The sequence below is a fragment of the Rhabdothermus arcticus genome (assembly GCF_055382915.1).
Genome location: NZ_AP043808.1, coordinates 528,964 through 546,489, shown reverse-complemented (window position 1 = coordinate 546,489; position 17,526 = coordinate 528,964). Strand labels below are relative to the sequence as shown.

13 protein-coding genes are annotated in these 17,526 nt (G+C 68.8%); 7 read left to right on the top strand and 6 right to left on the bottom strand.

The window, feature by feature from the left end; genetic code table 11:
• Positions 1 to 127 precede the first annotated feature (127 nt).
• Positions 128 to 3,277 carry an isoleucine--tRNA ligase gene (gene ileS, locus ACZ48Y_RS02905; RefSeq protein ID WP_464742782.1) on the top strand — a complete coding sequence of 1,050 codons (3,150 nt, stop codon included), beginning with the start codon at positions 128 to 130 and terminating at the stop codon, positions 3,275 to 3,277.
• Here ileS and ppdK read toward each other — a convergent pair.
• The 5 genes from ppdK to acs are packed head-to-tail and all read right to left on the bottom strand — an operon-like array spanning position 3,274 to position 9,914.
• Complete coding sequence (gene ppdK, locus ACZ48Y_RS02900; protein WP_464741995.1) at positions 3,274 to 5,877, bottom strand: pyruvate, phosphate dikinase; 2,604 nt, start codon at positions 5,875 to 5,877, stop codon at positions 3,274 to 3,276. The two genes, ileS and ppdK, sit on opposite strands and share 4 nt — an antisense overlap.
• Positions 5,878 to 5,910: 33 nt before the next feature.
• A complete protein-coding gene (locus ACZ48Y_RS02895) occupies positions 5,911 to 6,357 on the bottom strand; it encodes an RrF2 family transcriptional regulator (RefSeq protein ID WP_464741993.1) in 447 nt (148 codons plus the stop codon).
• A gap of 17 nt (positions 6,358 to 6,374) precedes the next feature.
• A complete protein-coding gene (locus ACZ48Y_RS02890) occupies positions 6,375 to 7,193 on the bottom strand; it encodes a metal ABC transporter permease (protein WP_464741990.1) in 819 nt (272 codons plus the stop codon).
• A complete protein-coding gene (locus ACZ48Y_RS02885; protein WP_464741988.1) occupies positions 7,186 to 7,944 on the bottom strand; it encodes a metal ABC transporter ATP-binding protein in 759 nt (252 codons plus the stop codon). The genes ACZ48Y_RS02890 and ACZ48Y_RS02885 overlap by 8 nt, the downstream gene beginning before the upstream one ends.
• 11 nt (positions 7,945 to 7,955) lie before the next feature.
• On the bottom strand, positions 7,956 to 9,914 hold the full coding sequence (gene acs, locus ACZ48Y_RS02880; RefSeq protein ID WP_464741986.1) for an acetate--CoA ligase: 1,959 nt from the start codon (positions 9,912 to 9,914) through the stop codon (positions 7,956 to 7,958).
• Between the two features lie 113 nt (positions 9,915 to 10,027).
• Here acs and ACZ48Y_RS02875 point away from each other — a divergent pair, with 113 nt between their 5' ends.
• The 6 genes from ACZ48Y_RS02875 to ACZ48Y_RS02850 are packed head-to-tail and all read left to right on the top strand — an operon-like array spanning position 10,028 to position 16,623.
• Positions 10,028 to 11,932 (top strand): acetate--CoA ligase, encoded by a 1,905-nt coding sequence (locus tag ACZ48Y_RS02875; protein WP_464741984.1) that lies wholly within the window; start codon positions 10,028 to 10,030, stop codon positions 11,930 to 11,932.
• 25 nt (positions 11,933 to 11,957) lie between these two features.
• Positions 11,958 to 12,206 (top strand): DUF4212 domain-containing protein, encoded by a 249-nt coding sequence (locus tag ACZ48Y_RS02870; RefSeq protein WP_464741982.1) that lies wholly within the window; start codon positions 11,958 to 11,960, stop codon positions 12,204 to 12,206.
• A gap of 2 nt (positions 12,207 to 12,208) precedes the next feature.
• Positions 12,209 to 13,885 (top strand): sodium:solute symporter family protein, encoded by a 1,677-nt coding sequence (locus tag ACZ48Y_RS02865; RefSeq protein ID WP_464741980.1) that lies wholly within the window; start codon positions 12,209 to 12,211, stop codon positions 13,883 to 13,885.
• Positions 13,886 to 13,898: 13 nt separating this feature from the next.
• Complete coding sequence (locus ACZ48Y_RS02860) at positions 13,899 to 14,267, top strand: hypothetical protein (protein WP_464741978.1); 369 nt, start codon at positions 13,899 to 13,901, stop codon at positions 14,265 to 14,267.
• A complete protein-coding gene (locus ACZ48Y_RS02855; protein WP_464741976.1) occupies positions 14,264 to 16,051 on the top strand; it encodes a DUF294 nucleotidyltransferase-like domain-containing protein in 1,788 nt (595 codons plus the stop codon). Before ACZ48Y_RS02860 ends, ACZ48Y_RS02855 begins: the two co-directional genes overlap by 4 nt.
• On the top strand, positions 16,048 to 16,623 hold the full coding sequence (locus ACZ48Y_RS02850) for a 3'-5' exonuclease (RefSeq protein WP_464741974.1): 576 nt from the start codon (positions 16,048 to 16,050) through the stop codon (positions 16,621 to 16,623). Before ACZ48Y_RS02855 ends, ACZ48Y_RS02850 begins: the two co-directional genes overlap by 4 nt.
• Here the strand turns inward: ACZ48Y_RS02850 and miaA are convergent.
• Positions 16,606 to 17,526, bottom strand: coding sequence for a tRNA (adenosine(37)-N6)-dimethylallyltransferase MiaA (miaA, locus tag ACZ48Y_RS02845; RefSeq protein ID WP_464741972.1), 921 nt, complete (start codon positions 17,524 to 17,526; stop codon positions 16,606 to 16,608). The two genes, ACZ48Y_RS02850 and miaA, sit on opposite strands and share 18 nt — an antisense overlap.

Here is a 17,526-nt window from a genome sequence, read left to right as displayed (position 1 = left end):
GTGCGCCCGTCATAGCGCGCAACGAGGGCGGAAGGGACAGCCCTTCCGAAGCGCGGTGGTACCGCGGAGCACGAGGCTTCGTCCGCGCGTGGCGCGGACGCGTTTTTGTTGTTGGGAGGTGACGCCGTTGTTTGACCCGGTACCGAAGCCAGACTTTCCACGACTCGAGGAAGCGGTGCTGCGCTTTTGGGAAAAGGCCCGGATTTTCCAAAAGAGCCTGGAGAAGACCAAGGGGAACCCCCAGTTCACCTTCTACGAGGGGCCGCCGACCGCAAACGGGCGGCCCGGGGTGCACCACGCCCAGGCGCGGAGCTACAAGGACCTCTTCCCCCGTTTTAAGACGATGCAGGGCTATCACGTCCCGCGCAAGGCGGGGTGGGACACCCACGGCCTGCCGGTGGAGCTCGAGGTCGAAAAGCGGCTCGGCCTGAAGAACAAACGGGACATCGAACGCTACGGGATCGAGGCCTTCAACAGGGCCTGCAAGGCCTCGGTGCTGGAGTACGAAAAGGAGTGGGAGCGCTTCACCGAGCGCATCGCCTACTGGGTGGACCTCGAGGACGCCTACTACACCTTCGACCCCAAGTACATCGAGTCCATTTGGTGGTCGCTCTCGGAGCTCTGGAAGAAGGGCCTGCTCTACCAGGACTACAAGGTCGTGCCCTACTGCCCCCGCTGCGGCACCCCGCTCTCGTCCCACGAGGTCGCCGAGGGGTACAAGGAGATCACCGACCCCTCGATCTACGTCCGCTTTCCCCTCAAGGCGCCGGAGAAGCTGGGGCTTTCCCAGCCCGCTCACCTTTTGGTCTGGACGACCACCCCCTGGACGCTGACCGGGAACGTCGCCGCCGCGGTCAACCCTGGCTTCACCTACGCCGCCTTCGTCCACGGGGAGGAGGTGCTGATCCTCGAGGAGGGGCTGGGGAGACGGCTCTTTGGCGAGGACGCCGAGGTGCAGAAGACCTTTTCCGGAAAGGCGCTCGAGGGCCTGGCCTACGACCCCCCCTACCGCTTCGTGGTCCCGGAGAAGCCCGCGCACTTCGTCGTCCTCGCGGACTACGTGACCCGGGAGGACGGCACCGGGATCGTCCACCAGGCCCCGGCCTTCGGCGCCGAGGACATGGAGGTGGCCCGGGCCTACGACCTGCCGGTGCTGATCACCGTCGACGACGAGGGCAAGGTGACCGTGGGCCCCTTCAAGGGGCTTTTCTTCCGCGACGCCAACCGCCCGATCATCGAGGACCTCAAGGCCCGGGGGCTGCTCTTCAAGCGCCAGGACTTCGTCCACAACTACCCGCACTGCTGGCGCTGCAAGACGCCCTTGATGTACTACGCGACCGAGACCTGGTTCATCGAGAACACCCGCTACAAGCCCCGGCTGATCGAAAAGAACGAGGAGATCAACTGGATTCCCCCGCACATCAAGCACGGCCGCTACGGGGAGTGGTTGCGAAACCTCACCGACTGGGCCCTCTCGCGCAACCGCTACTGGGGCACCCCGCTGCCGGTCTGGGTCTGCGAGGACTGCGGGGAGAAGACCCTGGTCGGCTCCTTTGCCGAGCTTCGGGCCAAGGCCAAGACCGACCTCCCCGAGGCCTTCGACCCCCACCGCCCCTACGTGGACCGGGTCGAGCTCAACTGCCCGTCCTGCGGGGGGACGATGAAGCGCGTCCCCTACGTGATCGACGTCTGGTACGACTCCGGGGCGATGCCCTTCGCCCAGTTCCACTACCCCTTCGAGAACCAGGCGGTCTTCAAACAAAGCTTCCCCGCGGACTTCATCTCCGAGGCCATCGACCAGACCCGAGGGTGGTTCAACTCCCTGCACCAGCTCGGGGTGATGCTCTTCGACTCGGTGGCCTACCGCAACGTGATCTGCCACGGCCACATCCTCGACGAAAAGGGCGAGAAGATGTCCAAGTCCAAGGGGAACATCGTCGACCCCTGGGAAATCATCGAGGCCTACGGGGCGGACGCGCTGCGCTGGTACATCTACTACTCGGCGCCACCCGAGGTCTCCCGGCGCTTCGGGCCCAACCTGGTCAAGGAGGCGCTCAAGGACTACTTCCTGACCCTCTGGAACGTCTACGGGTTCTTCGTCACCTACGCCAACCTGGACCGCCCCAACCTCAAGGCCCGCCCGCCCTACGCGGCGCGGCCGGAGATGGACCGCTGGCTGGTGGCCCGCACCCAGCAGCTGATCGCCGAGGTCACCGCGGACCTCGAGGCCTTCGACCCCACCACCCCGGCGCGGCGGCTCCGGGACTTCGTCGTCCGCGACCTCTCCCAGTGGTACGTGCGGCGCAACCGCCGCCGCTTTTGGAAGAACGCCGACGCCGCCGACCGCGAGGCCGCCTACGCCACCCTCTGGGAGGCGCTGCGCGCGGTGACCCTGCTCACCGCGCCCTTCACCCCGTTCCTCGCGGAGATGCTCTGGCAGAACCTGGTGCGCAAGGTCGAGGAGACCGCTCCGGAGAGCGTGCACCTCGCCGACTGGCCCGAAGCCGACCGCGCCGCGATCGACGAAGCGCTTTTGGCGGACATGGCCGCGGCCTTGAAGGCGGTGGAGCTGGCCCGCGCCGCCCGGGCCAAGACCGGGGTCAAGACCCGCACCCCCCTGCCCGAGCTGGTCGTCGTCGTTCCCGGCGAGGCCGAGGCCCGGGGCGTCGAGCGCTTCGCCGAGGAGATCAAGGACGAACTCAACGTCAAGGCGCTGCGCGTCAAGCGGGCCCAGGAGGCGGGGCTGAGCTACCGCGTCAAGCCCAACTTCCCGGTCCTCGGGCCCAAGCTGGGTAAGCGCATGCGTGCCCTGCAGCGCGCCCTCGCCGAGGCCGACGCGGACGCCTTGGCCGCGCGCCTCTTGGCCGGGGAGCCGGTGACCCTCGAGGTCGAGGGCGAACCCCTTACCCTGGACCCGGAGGCGCTGATCGTCGAGGCCACCGCGCCCGAAGGCCACGTCGCCGAGGCCGCCGGGGGCTACGTCGCCCTCTTCGACACCCGCGTGCCCGAACCGCTACGGATCGAGGGCCTGGCGCGGGACCTGATCCGGCTCCTGCAAAACGCCCGCAAGGAGATGGACCTGCACGTCGCCGACCGCATCGAGGTCGGCTACGAGGCCGAGGGAGACTACCTAAAGGCCCTCGAGCGCTTCGGCCCGCGCATCCAGGAGGAGGTCCTGGCCACCCGCCTTTCCCCGGGGCGCTTCGAGGGGCACCGCGTTGGTCAGGCGGACGAGGCCGGGCGGGTGACCTTCACGATTCGGCGGCAAGAGGCCTAGGCCTCTTGCCGCTTCATCTCGATCGCCGCCTGGGCCGCGGCGAGCCTGGCGGTCAGCACCCGGTAGGGCGAGGCCGAGACGTAGTCGAAGCCCAGCCTGGCGACGAACTTCACCGAGTGCGCCTCGCCCCCGTGCTCCCCGCAAATCCCGAGCTTGAGGTCGGGCCGCTCGGCTCGGCCCTCTTCTGCGGCCAGGCGCAACAGCCGCCCCACCCCGGCCTCGTCGAGGCGCTCGGTGGGGTCGAAGTCGAAGATCCGGGCCTCGAGGTAGGCGGGGAGGAACTTCCCCGCGTCGTCGCGGGAGATGCCGTAGGTGAGCTGGGTCAGGTCGTTTGTGCCGAAGCTGAAGAAGTCCGCCCGGGCGGCGAGCGCCGGGGCGGTGAGCGCCGCGCGCGGGGTCTCGATCATCGTCCCCACCGGGAAGCGGCGGCCGTGACGGGCAAAGGCCGCCTCGATGCGCTCCAGCGCCGACGCCAGCTCCCGGCCTTCGGCGATCAGGGGCAGCATCAGCTCGGGGCGGGGATCGTAGCCCTCCTCCTCCAGGGCTTTGGTGGCCAGGATCAGGGCCTCGACCTGCATCTCCAAAATCTCCGGGCGGATCAGCAAGAGCCGGATCCCCCGGAAGCCGAGCATCGGGTTTTGCTCGTCGAGCTGGCGCACCTGCTTGAGGACCTTGGCCTCGCCGGGCTCCAGGGTGCCCGCCGCCTCCTTGCGCTCGAGCTCGATGCGCGAGGGCAAAAACTCGTGCAAGGGGGGATCCAAGAGGCGCACGGTCACCGGCAGGCCGTCCATCGCCCGCAGGATGCCCTTGAAGTCCTCGATCTGATAGGCGCGGAGGCGGTCCAACGCAGTACGCGCCTCGTCCTCGTCCTCGGCCAGGATCAAGGCCCGCATCCAGCGCAGCTTGGCCTCGTCGAAGAACATGTGCTCGGTGCGGGTCAGCCCGATCCCCTCGGCCCCCAGCTCGCGGGCTTTTTTGGCGTCGCGAGGGGTGTCCGCGTTGGCCCGGACCCCGATGGTGCGCACCTCGTCGGCCCAGGCCAGCAGGGTGTCGAGCTCCTTGCCCGCGCCCCCCTCGACGAGCTGCACCTCGCCCAGGTAGACCGCCCCGGTGCTGCCGTCGATGCTGATCACCGCCCCCTCCTCGAGCACCCGCCCGCCGAGGGTAAAGCGGCGGTTCGCCTCGTCGATGCTCAGGGCCTTGACCCCGACCACCGCCGGGACCCCCATCCCCCGGGCGACGACCGCGGCGTGGCTGGTCATGCCTCCACGCGCGGTGAGGATGCCCGCGGCAAGGAACATCCCGGTGATGTCCTCGGGGCTGGTCTCCGGCCGCACCAGGATCACCGGTAGGCCCCGCCCCGACCAGGCCTCGACCGCCTCGCTGGAGAGGACCGCGTGACCCACCGCGGCCCCGGGGCTCGCGGGAAGGCCCTTGGCCACCGGCTCCGGGGCACGCGTTTTGTCGACCCGGGCGCGCAGCAACGCGGGGAGGGTGTTGGCGTCCACCCGCAAGAGCGCCTCCTCGCGATCGATCAGCCCCTCCCCGACCATGTCCACGGCGATGCGCACCGCCGCCTCGGGGGTGCGCTTGCCGGAGCGGGACTGGAGCAGGTAGAGCGCACCCCGCTCGACAGTAAACTCGAAGTCCTGCATGTCGCGAAAATGCGTCTCCAGTCGCTCGGCGACGGCCTCGAGCTCGGCGTAGAGCGCGGGGGCCGCCTCCTTGAGGCGGGCAAGGGGCTCGGGGGTGCGGATCCCGGCGACGACGTCCTCGCCCTGGGCGTTCTTCAGGTACTCGCCGTAGAGGACCTTTTCCCCGGTCGCGGGGTTTCGGGTAAAGCCGACCCCGGTCCCCGAGTCCTCGCCGAGGTTGCCGAAGACCATGGCCTGCACGTTGACCGCGGTGCCCAGGTCGTCGGGGATCTGGTAGTGGCGGCGGTAGGCGATCGCCCGGGGGTTGTTCCAGCTCTCGAAGACCGCCAGGACCGCGGCCTCGAGCTGGGCCCAGGGATCCTCGGGAAAGATCTTCCCCGCACCCTCGATCGCAGCCTTGAAGCGCCGCGCCACGCGCGCGAGGTCCTCGGCGCCGAGGTCCAGGTCCCGCTCGACGCCAAGGTGCACCTTCTCTGCTTCCAGGATCCGCTCGAAGGTCTCCGCGGGCAGGCCGAGGACGACCTCGCCGAACATCTGCACCAGCCGGCGGTAGCTGTCCCAGGCAAAGCGCGGGTTTTGCGTGGCCTCCGCGAGCCGGGGCACGCTGGCCTCGCTGAGGCCGAGGTTCAAGATCGTGTCCATCATCCCCGGCATCGAGACCGGGGCCCCCGAACGCACCGAGACCAGCAGGGGCAGGCCCTCCTCGGCGCCGAAGCGGCGCCCGGTCGCGGCCTCGATCGCTTCCATGCCGCGCTTGACCTCGGTCCAGAGCCCCTCGGGAGCCGCGCCGTGCTGCAGGTAGTGGCGTGCGGCCTCGGTGGTGATGGTGAAGCCCGGGGGCACCGGCAGCCCCGCCGCGGTCATCTCCGCGAGCGCGTAGCCCTTGCCCCCAAGCAGGTCCTTCCCGAGCCCCTTGGCCTCTTCAAAGGTGTACACGTACGGCATTACAGCCTCCATTATTGCCTAAAAAACCGGGGCCTAAGCCCCGGTTTTGGCGTGGCGCTCGGGGCGCATGCTTAACAGCCGTTGCTTTTCGATCAGGTCCTTGAGGGTGGTCTGGCCCAGCACCTGCCGCACGGCGAAGTCCACCTGGCGCCAGAGGTCCTCGGTCGCGCAGGCTCCCTCCTGCCAGCAGGAGCCCGGGTCCTCCAGGCAGCCCACCGGGGCGACGCTGCCCTCGAGCGCCTCGACGACCTCGAGGGCGGAGATCGCTTCCGGAGGGCGCGCGAGCCGGTAACCGCCCTTGGCCCCCCGGACGCTACGGATAAAGCCCGCCCGGCGCAGGACCGAGGCGATCTGCTCCAGGTAGTGCTGGCTGATCTTCTGCGCTTCGGCGACCTCCTTCAAGGGGACCGGCCGCCCCTCCCGGGAGCCAATCTCGACGAGGGCGCGCAGGCCGTACTGGGCGCGGGTGGAGATCCACATGCCCCCATTTTAAACCCTCAATCTCGCAAGAACATTAAGGCTTTCCAGTCTTTGGCCAGAAGGACCAGGAGAAAGACCAGGCCCTCGACCAGGATGATCGCCGAGCCGCTGGGAAGGTCGTAGACGTAGGAAAGGAAGAGTCCGGCCACCACCCCGAGCGCGCCAAACCCCATGGCCAAGAGGGTCATCCCGGCGAAGGTTCGGGCCAAAAGCCGGGCGGTCGCCGCGGGCAGGACCAGGAAGGCCGCGATGAGCAGGATGCCCACGACCTTGAGCCCCACCGCCACCACCGCGGCGATGAGCGCCGTCAAGAGGTAGTCGTCCCGGCGCACCGGCAGGCGGTCGGCGGCGGCGAGGTCGCGGTCGAAGGTGGCGTAGGCCCAGCGCCCCCAGAGGGGCGCGAACAGCAAGACCAGCACGGCGACCAGGCCCGCGGCGATGAGATCCGCCTGGCCTACCGCGAGGATCGAGCCAAAGAGGTAGGCCAGCGCCTCCGCGCCGTAGGCGTTCTTGAGCGCCAGCAGGAGGATGCCCAGGGCCACCGAAAGGGCGAAGAAGATGCCCACCGCGGTGTCCCCCCCGAGCGCCCCCTTCTCCTTGACCCAGGTGATCAAGAGCGCCACCAAGATGGTGAAGGGCAGGGCCACGTAGGCCGGCTCCAGGCCCCAGTAGATACCGATCGCCACCCCGCCCAAGGCGGCATGCCCCAGGCCCGCGCCGAGAAAGCTCATCTGCCGCTGCACCACGAAGACCCCGAGGTAGCTGGTCATCGTCCCCACGAGCAGCCCGGCGATCAACGCCCGCTGCATGAAGGGCAGGCTCAAAACGTCAAGCATCGCCACCTCCCTTGAAGCTAAAGGTGAGCGGGTGGCGGTGCCCTTCGTGCCCGAAGGCGCGGCGCAAGCACTCCTCGCTCAGGGCTCGCTCCGGAGGGCCGAAGCCGATCACCCGGCGGTTCAGGACCAGGACGTGGGTGGCGTGGTGGTAGGCGGCCTCCCAGTCGTGGGTGATCATCATCACCGTGGCCTGGGTCTCCCTCCGGTAGTCCTCGATCATCGCGTACATGTCGGCCTCGCCCAAGACGTCCATCCCGGTCGCCGGCTCGTCGAGGAGCAGAAGCCGAGGGCGGCGGATGAAGGCCCGGGCCAGGTAGACGCGCTGCAGCTCACCGCCCGAGAGCCCCGCGAGGGGCTTGTCCGCAAGGTGGCCGCCCCGCACCCGCTCGAGGGCCCCTTGCGCCTCGGCGCGGAGCCCTTGGGAGACGCGCCAGGGCCAGCTGCGCAGGCGTCCATTCACCACGAGCTCGATGGCCAAGGCGGGAAAGGTCCGGTCCAGGGTCTTGAACTGGGGCACGTAGCCGATCCAAAGCGGGGGGACCTTCTGTGGCGGGACCCCGAAGAGCCGCACCTCCCCCTTCAACGGCCGAACGAGCCCCAGGAGGACCTTGAGCAGGGTGCTCTTCCCCGCCCCGTTGGGGCCCACGATGGCCACGAACGCGCCCTCGGGGACGCTGAAGGTGACGTCCTCGAGGGCGTCGTAGCTACCGAAGCGAACGGTGACGTGGCGAAACGCGACGGCGGGCGGCATCCCGCCCTATTCTAGAGCCCTTCGCTTTGCTTCAAGCGGTCCACCACCGAGCGGTCCTCGAGCGTCGAAGTGTCCCCTTTAAGCTCGCTTTCTCCCTTGGCGATCTGCCGCAGCAGGCGGCGCATGATCTTACCCGAGCGGGTCTTGGGCAGCGCCTCCGCGAAGCGAATCTCATCCGGACGCGCGATCGCGCCGATCAGCTTGACCACGTGCTCCTTCAACTGGGCGGCGAGGGCCTCGGACGGCGCCTCATCCCCCTTGAGCACCACGAAGGCCACGATTGCTTCCCCCTTGACCGGGTGCGGCCGGCCCACGACCGCCGCCTCGGCCACCGCTGGGTGGCTGACCAGGGCGCTCTCCACCTCCATCGTGCCCAGGCGATGCCCGGAGACGTTGAGGACGTCGTCGACCCGCCCCAGGATCAAGTAGTAGCCGTCCTCGTCACGACGCGCCCCATCCCCGGTGAAGTAACGCCCGGGGAAGCGGCTGAAGTACTGGCGTTCGAAGCGCTCGGGATCCCCCCAAACGGTGCGCAGCATGCTCGGCCAGGGCCGCTCGATCACCAGGTAGCCGCCCTGATCCGGCCCCTCGATGGGCTTCCCTTCGGCGTCGAGGATGTTCGGCGCAATCCCAAAAAAGGGCTTTCCGGCGTAGCCTGGCTTCATCTTGTGGGCCCCGGGAAGGGTGGTGATCATGATCCCCCCGGTCTCGGTCTGCCACCAGGTGTCGACGATCGGGCAGCGTTCCTTCCCAATCACCTTGTAGTACCAAAGCCAGGCCTCGGGGTTGATCGGCTCGCCCACCGTGCCCAGCAGGCGCAGGCTGTCCAGGCGATGCTTGAGCGGCCACTGCTCGCCCCATTTCATGAAGGCCCGAATCGCGGTGGGCGCGGTGTAGAAGACCGTGACCCCGTAGCGGTCGACGATCTCCCAAAAGCGATCCGGCTCCGGGTGATTGGGGGCCCCCTCGTACATCACCACCGTGGCCCCGTTGACCAGGGGGCCATAGACGATGTAGGAGTGGCCGGTGATCCAGCCCACGTCCGCTGTGCACCAGTAGACGTCCTCGTCCTTGAGGTCGAAGACCAGCTTGGTGGTCAGATAGGTGTAGACCATGTAGCCGCCGGTGGTGTGCAGGACCCCCTTGGGCTTGCCCGTCGAACCCGAGGTGTAGAGGATGAAGAGCGGATCCTCGGCATCCATCCACTCGGCGGGGGCGCGGTCGTCGGCGGCAGCCATCAGCTCGTGGTACCAGTGGTCCCGGCCGGGGACCATCGAGACCGCCTGGCCGGTGCGCTTCACCACCACCACGTGCTCGATGCTGGGGGTGTCCTCGAGGGCCTCGTCGGCGTTGGCCTTGAGCGGGACGATCTGCCCCCGCCGCCAGCCCCCGTCGGCGGTGATCAGGACCTTGGCGTTGGCGTCCTTGATGCGCTCGGCCAGCGCACTCGCGGAGAACCCGCCGAAGACCACCGAGTGGATCGCCCCGATCCGGGCCACGGCGAGCATCGCGATCGCCGCCTCGGGGATCATCGGCAGGTAGATCGTCACCCGATCGCCCTTTTGCACGCCAAGCCCCTTGAGCACGTTGGCGAACTTCTGCACCTCGCGCCAGAGGTCCAGGTAGGTCAGCACCCGCCGGTCCCCGGGCTCGCCCTCCCAGACGATCGCCGCCTTGTTCTTGCGCCAGGTCTTAAGGTGGCGGTCGAGGGCGTTGTGGCTGATGTTGGTCTTGCCCCCCACGAACCACTTGGCGTGGGGGAGGTCCCCCTCGAGGACCCGCTCCCAGGGGGCGAACCACTCGAGCTCCGACGCCACCCGGCCCCAGAACCCCTCGGGGTCGTCCAGGCTTTCCCGATAGAGCGCCTCGTACTCCGCCTCGCTTTTGATATGCGCGCGCTCGCGAAACTCGGGGGGCGGCTCGAAGACGCGGGTTTCTTTTAATACGACCTCGATGCGCTCTTGATCCATTCCTATCGCTCCCTCCTTTTTGTTTTTGTCAAGCCCAGCATACCAGGGGCCGCGCTTGACGCCAAGTGAGCAGACCATTAGAGTTCGAATAACCCACCCGGAGGCGTATGGTTATGCAACCACTGGAGCCGGTTTCCCCTTTGATCCGCCGCTGGCGCAACGCGGCTGCGCGAGACATCGAGGCTCACTGGGCGAACGCCGCCCAGGCCCTGCGCTGGCACAAGACCCCGGAGACGGTCTTCCGCTGGGACGACGACGGCTTTCGCTGGTTCGTCGGCGGGCGGACCAACCTCAGCGAAAACGCCCTCGACCGCCACGTCGAGGCGGGGCGCGGCGGGCACGCCGCCCTGGTCTACCTCAACGAGCGCGGCGAGCGCGTCACGCTAAGCTACGCCCAGCTCTTGAGGCTGGTCGAAGAGGTGGCCTCGGCGCTGCGGCAGCTCGGCGTCGAGCGGGGGGACCGCATCACCCTCTACCTGCCACCGAACGTCGAGGCGATCACGCTCATGCTCGCGGCCACCCGCATCGGCGCGATCCACTCGGTGGTCTTCGCCGGGTTCGGGGTCGGGGCCCTACAAAGCAGGATCGAGGCCAGCGGCTCGCGCTTCGTCTTCACCGCCGACGTCGCCTACCGCAAGGGCGGGGTGGTGCCCTTACAACCGGTGGCCATGGAGGCCGTCGCCGAGCTCGACTTCGTCGAGCGGGTGGTGGTGTTGAACCGCGAGGGGAGCTACGCGCCGGGCCCCAGGACGATGGACTGGGAGGCCTTCCTGGCGCAGGCCCGGGGAACCCCGCCGGTAGCCTCGATGGAGGCCAACGACCCGGCCTTCATCCTCGCCACCTCCGGAACCACCGGCCGGCCCAAACTGGTGGTGCACAGCCACGGCGGCTACGCCACCGGCGTCCTCGCCGCGGCGCGCTGGGTCTACGGCCTTTCGCCCGAGGACCTTTGGTGGGCGACCTCGGACATCGGCTGGATCGTCGGCCACTCCTACATCGTCTATGGCCCCCTGCTTGCGGGGACGACGACGTTTGCCTTCGAAGGGGCGTTCGACGCCGAGACCTTCTGGAAGACGCTGGAGAAGGAGCGGATCAGTGGGGTCTTCACCTCGCCCACCCTGATCCGCCTATTGATGAAGGAGGGGGTCGAACAGGCTCGCGATCGCGATCTCCAAAGCCTCACCCGGGTCTTCTCCGCCGGCGAGGTCCTGAACCCGCCGGCCTGGCGCTGGTTGCAAAAGGAGGTCTTCGGCGACGAGGTGCCGGTCCTCGATCACTGGTGGCAGACCGAGACCGGGGGACCGGTCATCGCCAATCCCTACGGCGTCGACCTGCTGCCCATCAAGCCCGGGGCCGCGGGGCTGCCCCTCGCGGGCATCGAGGTCGCGGTCGTCGACGAACTGGGACGCGAGCTGCCCCCAGGGGAACAGGGCTACCTGGTCATTAAGACCCCCTTCCCGCACCTCACCCGGACGCTTTGGAACGAGCACGGCCGCTACATGGAGACCTATTGGAACCGGTTTCCCGGATCCCGCGTCTACTTCGCCGGGGACGCGGCGACGATCGACGAGGACGGCTACGTGCACTTCTCCGGACGGGCCGACGAAGTCCTCAAGATCGCCGCCCACCGCATCGGCACCATCGAGGTGGAGAGCGCGTTCTTGAAGCACCCCGCGGTCGCCGAGGCGGCGGTGATCGGCAAGCCGCACCCGGAAAAGGGCGAGGTGATCGCCGCCTTCGTCGTCGTGAAGCCCGGTCATACACCGGACCAGGCGCTGGAGGCGGCGCTCCGGGAGCAGGTCCGAAAGGAGCTGGGTCCGGTCGCGGTGATCGGCGATGTGGTCTTCGTGCCCTACCTGCCCAAGACCCGCTCGGGGAAGATCATGCGCCGGGTGCTGCGGGCGATCGTCCAGGAGCGGCCCACCGGCGACGTCTCGACGATCGAGGAACCGGACGCGGTCAGGGCCGCTCGCGAGGCGTGGCGCGCGCATCTGAAGGAGGGTTCAACGGGCGACTAGCCCGAGGACCAAGGAGGGAGGCGGTATGAAGGAGCTCAAGGCGTATTGGCAGAAAAACGTCCAGGTCATCACCATTCTGCTCATCATCTGGGCAGCGGTCTCTTATGGCCTCGCGATCCTCTTGGCGAAGCCGCTGTCCTCGCTTTACGTCGGCAAGCTGCCCTTCCCCTTCTGGGACGCGCAGCAGGGATCGATCGTCGTCTTCGTGATCATGATCTTCGTCTACGCCTGGTACATGGACCGGCTGGATCGCGCGCACGGGGTGGAGGAGTAGCCATGAGCGTGGAGGCCTGGACCTGGATCTTCGTCGGCCTGACCTTCGCCCTCTACCTCTACATCGGTTGGTGGGCGCGGGTACGCGAGACCGCGGGGTTTTACGTCGCCGGACGCGGGGTCCCCGCGATCGCCAACGGCGCGGCCACCGCCGCCGACTGGATGAGCGGCGCGTCGTTCATCTCGATGGCCGGTCTGATCGCCTTTTTGGGCTACGACGGGGCGGTCTACCTGATGGGCTGGACCGGCGGGTACGTGCTGCTGGCGCTCCTGCTCGCCCCCTACCTGCGCAAGTTCGGAAAGTACACCGTTCCCGACTTTATCGGCGACCGCTACTACTCGAATGCCGCCCGCGCGGTGGCGGCGATCGCCACCATCTTCATCTCGATCACCTACGTCGCCGGGCAGATGCGCGCGGTGGGGATCGTCTTCAGCCGCTTTTTGCAAACCGACATCGTCGTCGGGGTCATCGTGGGGATGGCCATCGTGGCCTTCTTCGCCATCCTGGGAGGCATGAAGGGCATCACCTGGACCCAGGTGGTGCAGTACACGGTACTGATCATCGCCTACCTGATCCCGGCCTTCGCCCTGGCCAAGATCCTGACCGGCATCAGCATCCCCCAGATCGCCTTCACCTTCACCGACTTCGCGGTGAAGCTGGACCAGATCCAGCGCGACATCGGGATGGGGTCCTACCTCGAGCCCTTCCAGCGCTTTACCCTCTGGCAGTTCTTCACCATCACCCTGGCCCTGATGGTGGGGACCGCCGGGCTTCCCCACGTGATCATCCGCTTCTACACCGTGCCCAAGGTCCGGGACGCCCGGTGGTCGGCGGGCTGGGCCCTGCTCTTCATCGCCCTCCTCTACACCACCGCCCCGGCCCTCGCGGTGTTCGCCAAGTACAACCTGATCGACACCCTGCACGACAAGCCGATCGCCGAGGTGCGCGAGATCGACTGGGTGAAGAAGTGGGAGGAAACCGGGCTCTTGAAGCTCGCGGACAAGAACAACGACGGCCGGCTGGACTTCAAGAGCGAGGTGACGATCGATCGTGACATCATCGTTCTTTCCACGCCCGAGGTGGCCCGCCTCGCCCCCTGGGTGGTGGGGCTGGTCGCCGCCGGCGGTCTGGCCGCGGCCCTCTCCACCGCCGCCGGGTTGCTCTTGGCGATGTCCAGCGCGGTCGCCCACGACCTCTACTACCGCATCTTCAAGCCCCAGGCCACCGAGAGCGAACGCCTGCGCGCAGGCCGGGCGACGATCTTCGTGGCGATCGTGATCGCCGGGATCTTCGGCATCAAGCCCCCGGGGTTCGTCGCCGAGGTGGTGGCCTTCGCCTTCGGCCTGGCCGCGGCCAGCCTCTTCCCGGCGATCTTCCTGGGCATCTTCGACAAGCGCATGAACCGCGAAGGGGCGATCGCGGGGATCCTGACCGGCCTCTTCTTCACCTTGATCATGATCATCCTCATGCGCTCCACCCGCCTCCTCGGCACGCCGGAACCGATCGTTTCCAGCTTTCTGGGCATGAACGCGCAGGGCATCGGGGTCGCCGGGATGGTGCTGAACTTCATCGTCGCCTACCTGGTCAGCCGGGCCACCCCGCCCCCGCCCAAGGAGGTCCAGGAGATGGTCGAGCGCATTCGGATACCGAAGGGCGCCGGGGAGGCGCATGCCCACTAAGATCAGGGGCCCCGTGCTGGGGCCCCTTCGCTTGCGGGCGCTGCGCCACGCGCTGGGGATGAGCCTGGTGCTGTTCCTCTTCTACATCGCCGCGCACCGGCTCTGGTCCCTGCCCTTCCCCACGCCGCTCGAGCTCTTTCGCATCCTGCTCACCGTGCTGATCGGCACCGCGATCGGCCTGGCCTTCGCCCGGGTCTGGCCGCTCCCCCAGCGGATGGGGTTCGAGCGGGTCCTGCGCACGCTGTTGCTGGTCGTTCCGGTGCTGGGGCTAGGGTTCTTCTGGCAGGCGCTGGTCGACCCCGGCGGAGCACGCGCCTACCACCTGATGCTGGCCCTGAGCGCCTGGCTGGCGTCGGGCCTGATCGTGCGGGAAACGACGTGATCGAGCCCGAGGCCCTGCGCAGCCTGCGCGCCCATCCCCCCTTCGACCAGCTCTCCCAGGCCGGTTGGGAGAAGGTCAAGCGCCACGTGGAGGTCGCCTACCTTCCCCGCGGAACCCGGGTGCTGCACCGGGGCGCGCCGGCGAGCCCCTACCTGTACGTGGTGCGCAGCGGCGCGGTGCGGCTTGAGGAGGCCGGGGAAGCGCTGGCCCACCTCGAGCCCGGGGAGGCGTTCGGCTACCCCTCGATCCTCAGCGGCGAGGTCCGGTTCGACGTCATCGCCGAGGAAGACACCCTGGTCTGGCGCCTCCCGGCGGAGGTGTTTCGCGAGCTCTTGCAAACCGAGCCGGCGTTCGCCGAATACTTCACGCTGGGCCTCGCCGAGCGGCTGCGCCGCCTGCGCGGGGTAAGCGAGGAGGCTGGCTTTTTTGCCCTTCCGGTGCGCGAGCTGATCCGCCGCCCCCCGGTCTTTATCCCCCTCTCGGCGAACGTCGAGGCGGCGGCGCGGCGCATGCGCGAGGAAGGGATCTCCTCGTTGCTCGTCGAGGGCGCGCCGCTGGGGATCCTCACCGACCGGGACCTCAGGAACCGGGTCCTGGCCGAGGGCCGCGGTCCCGACACCCCGATCTCGCAGATCGCGACGCGCCCGGTCAAGACGGTCTCCGCCGAGGCCAGCCTGATGGAGGCCTTGAGCGAGATGATCGCCCTCGGCGTCCACCACCTGCCGGTCGTCGAGGGGGAGCGGGTGATCGGGGTCATCACCGACACCGACCTGCTCGAGACCCAAAGCCGCCACCCGCTCTTCTTGGCCAAGCGGCTGGAACGCGCAACGTCCCTCGACGACCTAAAGGGCTACGCCCGGGAGATCGCGCGCCTGGTGCGGCAGCTCTTTTCCGCGGGCATCGACACGCCGGCGATCGGGCGGATCGTGGCTCAGACCCACGACGCCTTGATCCGCAAGATCCTCGCCCTCGGGGAGAGCACGCTTGGCCCCGCCCCGGCGGCCTACGCGTTCATCGTCTTTGGCTCCGAGGGGCGGCGGGAGCAGACCCTGCCCACCGACCAGGACAACGCCCTGATCTACGCCGACGGCGGCGACCCCGCCTACTTCGAGGCCCTCGCCGAGCACGCGGTCAAGGGCCTCCTCGCCGCGGGGTTTCCCGAGTGCCCCGGGGGCTACATGGCCACCCGCTGGCGGGGCCCGCTCAGCGTGTGGGAAGCGCGCTTTAGGGGCTGGATCGAAACGCCCGAGCCCGAGGCCCTGCTCAAGGCGGCGATCTTCTTCGACCATCGCCGGGCCACGGGCGGGCTGGACCTCTCGACCCTGGAGACCATCCTGACGGAAAGCCAGCACCACACGCTGTTTCTCGCCCACCTGGCTCGGGAGGCGCTGCGCTTTCGCCCACCGCTGGGCGCGTTTGCCCGCCTGGTGGAACGGGAGGGAGGCATCGACCTCAAGGAAGGGGGCATCGCCCCGATCGTCGGCCTGGCCCGGGTCCGGGCCCTGGCCGCGGGCGTGCGCGAGCGGCCGACGCTCGAACGGCTCAAGGGCACCGCCGGGAAGACCCTCTCCGAGGAGAGCGCCGAGGTCCTCGCCGAGGCGTTTCGCTTCTTACTGGACCTGCGCCTCAAGCACCAGCTCGAGGACCTGGCCGCCGGTCGCCCGACGACCCACCGCGTGCGGCTCAAGGCCCTGTCAAGCCTCGAGCGCAAGCACCTCAAGGAGGCCTTCGTGGCCATCCGCGAGGCGCAGCGTGCCCTCGCCGCCGACTACCCCCTGCCATGAGGCCCAACCCGCCGCTCGACCGCCTCAGCGCGGTGGCCCTGGACCTCGAGACCTCCGGGCTCAACCCCAAGAAGAACGAGATCCTCTCGGTCGGGCTGGTACCCCTGGAGGGAAGGGCGATCCGCCTCGGCGAGGCCTTCTACACCCCGGTCCGCCCCGCGCGCATGCCCGACGAGGCCAGCTTGAGGATCCACCAGCTGGTCCCCGAACAGCTCGAGGCCGCCCCGAGCCTCGAAGCCATCCTCCCGGAGATCGAGGCCCGCTTGAAGGGCCGCGCCTTGATCGTGCACCACGCCCCGCTGGACCTGGCCTTCCTGCGGCGGGCGCTGGGCCGGCGGCGCCTGCGCGCGCCGGTCATCGACACCCTCAAGCTGACCCTGAGGCTGAACGCGCGGCAGGCCTTCTACGCCCCCAACGCCGCCCTGCCGACGGAGCTCGAGGCCCTGCGCGCGGCGCTCGGCCTGCCCCCGCACAAGGCCCACCACGCGCTCGAGGACGCGATCGCCACCGCCGAGGTCTACCTGGCCCTCTGCGAACGGCTGGGCGCCGCCCGCCTACGCCAGGTGCTCTAGGAAGTGGAGGGCGAACCAGGACCGCAACCCGGGCCAGGCCGCCTCCCCCATGCGCATCAGGTAGACGACCTCCCCGGGCTCGCGGCGGAACCAGGTGTACTGGCGCTTGGCGTAGCGCCAGACCGCGCGCCAGTCGGCCTCGATCGCGGCCTCGAGGTCGTACTCGCCGCGGAGGTAGCGCACCACCTCCTTGTAGCCGATCGCCTGCAACGCGGTCGGCATCGTCGGGTAGCGGTCGAGGAGGCCCTTGACCTCCTCGACCAGACCGGCCTCGAACTGGGCGCGCGCCCGGCGCTGGATGCGGGGCAGGAGCTGTTGGCGCTCGGGCCAGAGGACGAGCTTCTTGTAGCGAAACCGCGGCGGCTTCTTGGGCAGCGCCTTGGACGGGCGGCCGGTGGCCCGCAGGATGAAGAGGGCGCGCAAAAGGCGCCGGGGGTTTCGGCCCACCCTTTGCGCGTCCTCCGGGCTTGCGCGTGCGAGCTCGGCGAGGAGCGCGTCCATGCCCCGCGCGTGGAGCTCGCGTTGCAGCGCGGCTTCGAGCTCGGGGTCGGGCGGTGGGAGCAGGTGGTGCCCCTCGGAAAGCGCCCGCACGTAGTAGCCGGTCCCCCCGACGACGAGGGGCAAGCGGCCGCGGGCGAGGACCCCGGCGATCGCGGCCTCGGCGAGCGCGACGTAGCGCACCACGCTCATCGCCTCGTCGGGCTCGAGGACGTCGACCAGGTGATGAGGGACCTCGGCACGCTCTTCGGGGCTGGGCTTGGCGGTGCCGATGTCCAGCCCGCGATAGACCAGGGTCGCGTCGGCGTTGACGAGCTCGAGCCCGTGCTCCTGGGCCAGGCGAAGCGCCAGGGCGCTCTTTCCGGTCGCGGTGGGACCGGTAAGCACGGGGATGACCGGGGTCAT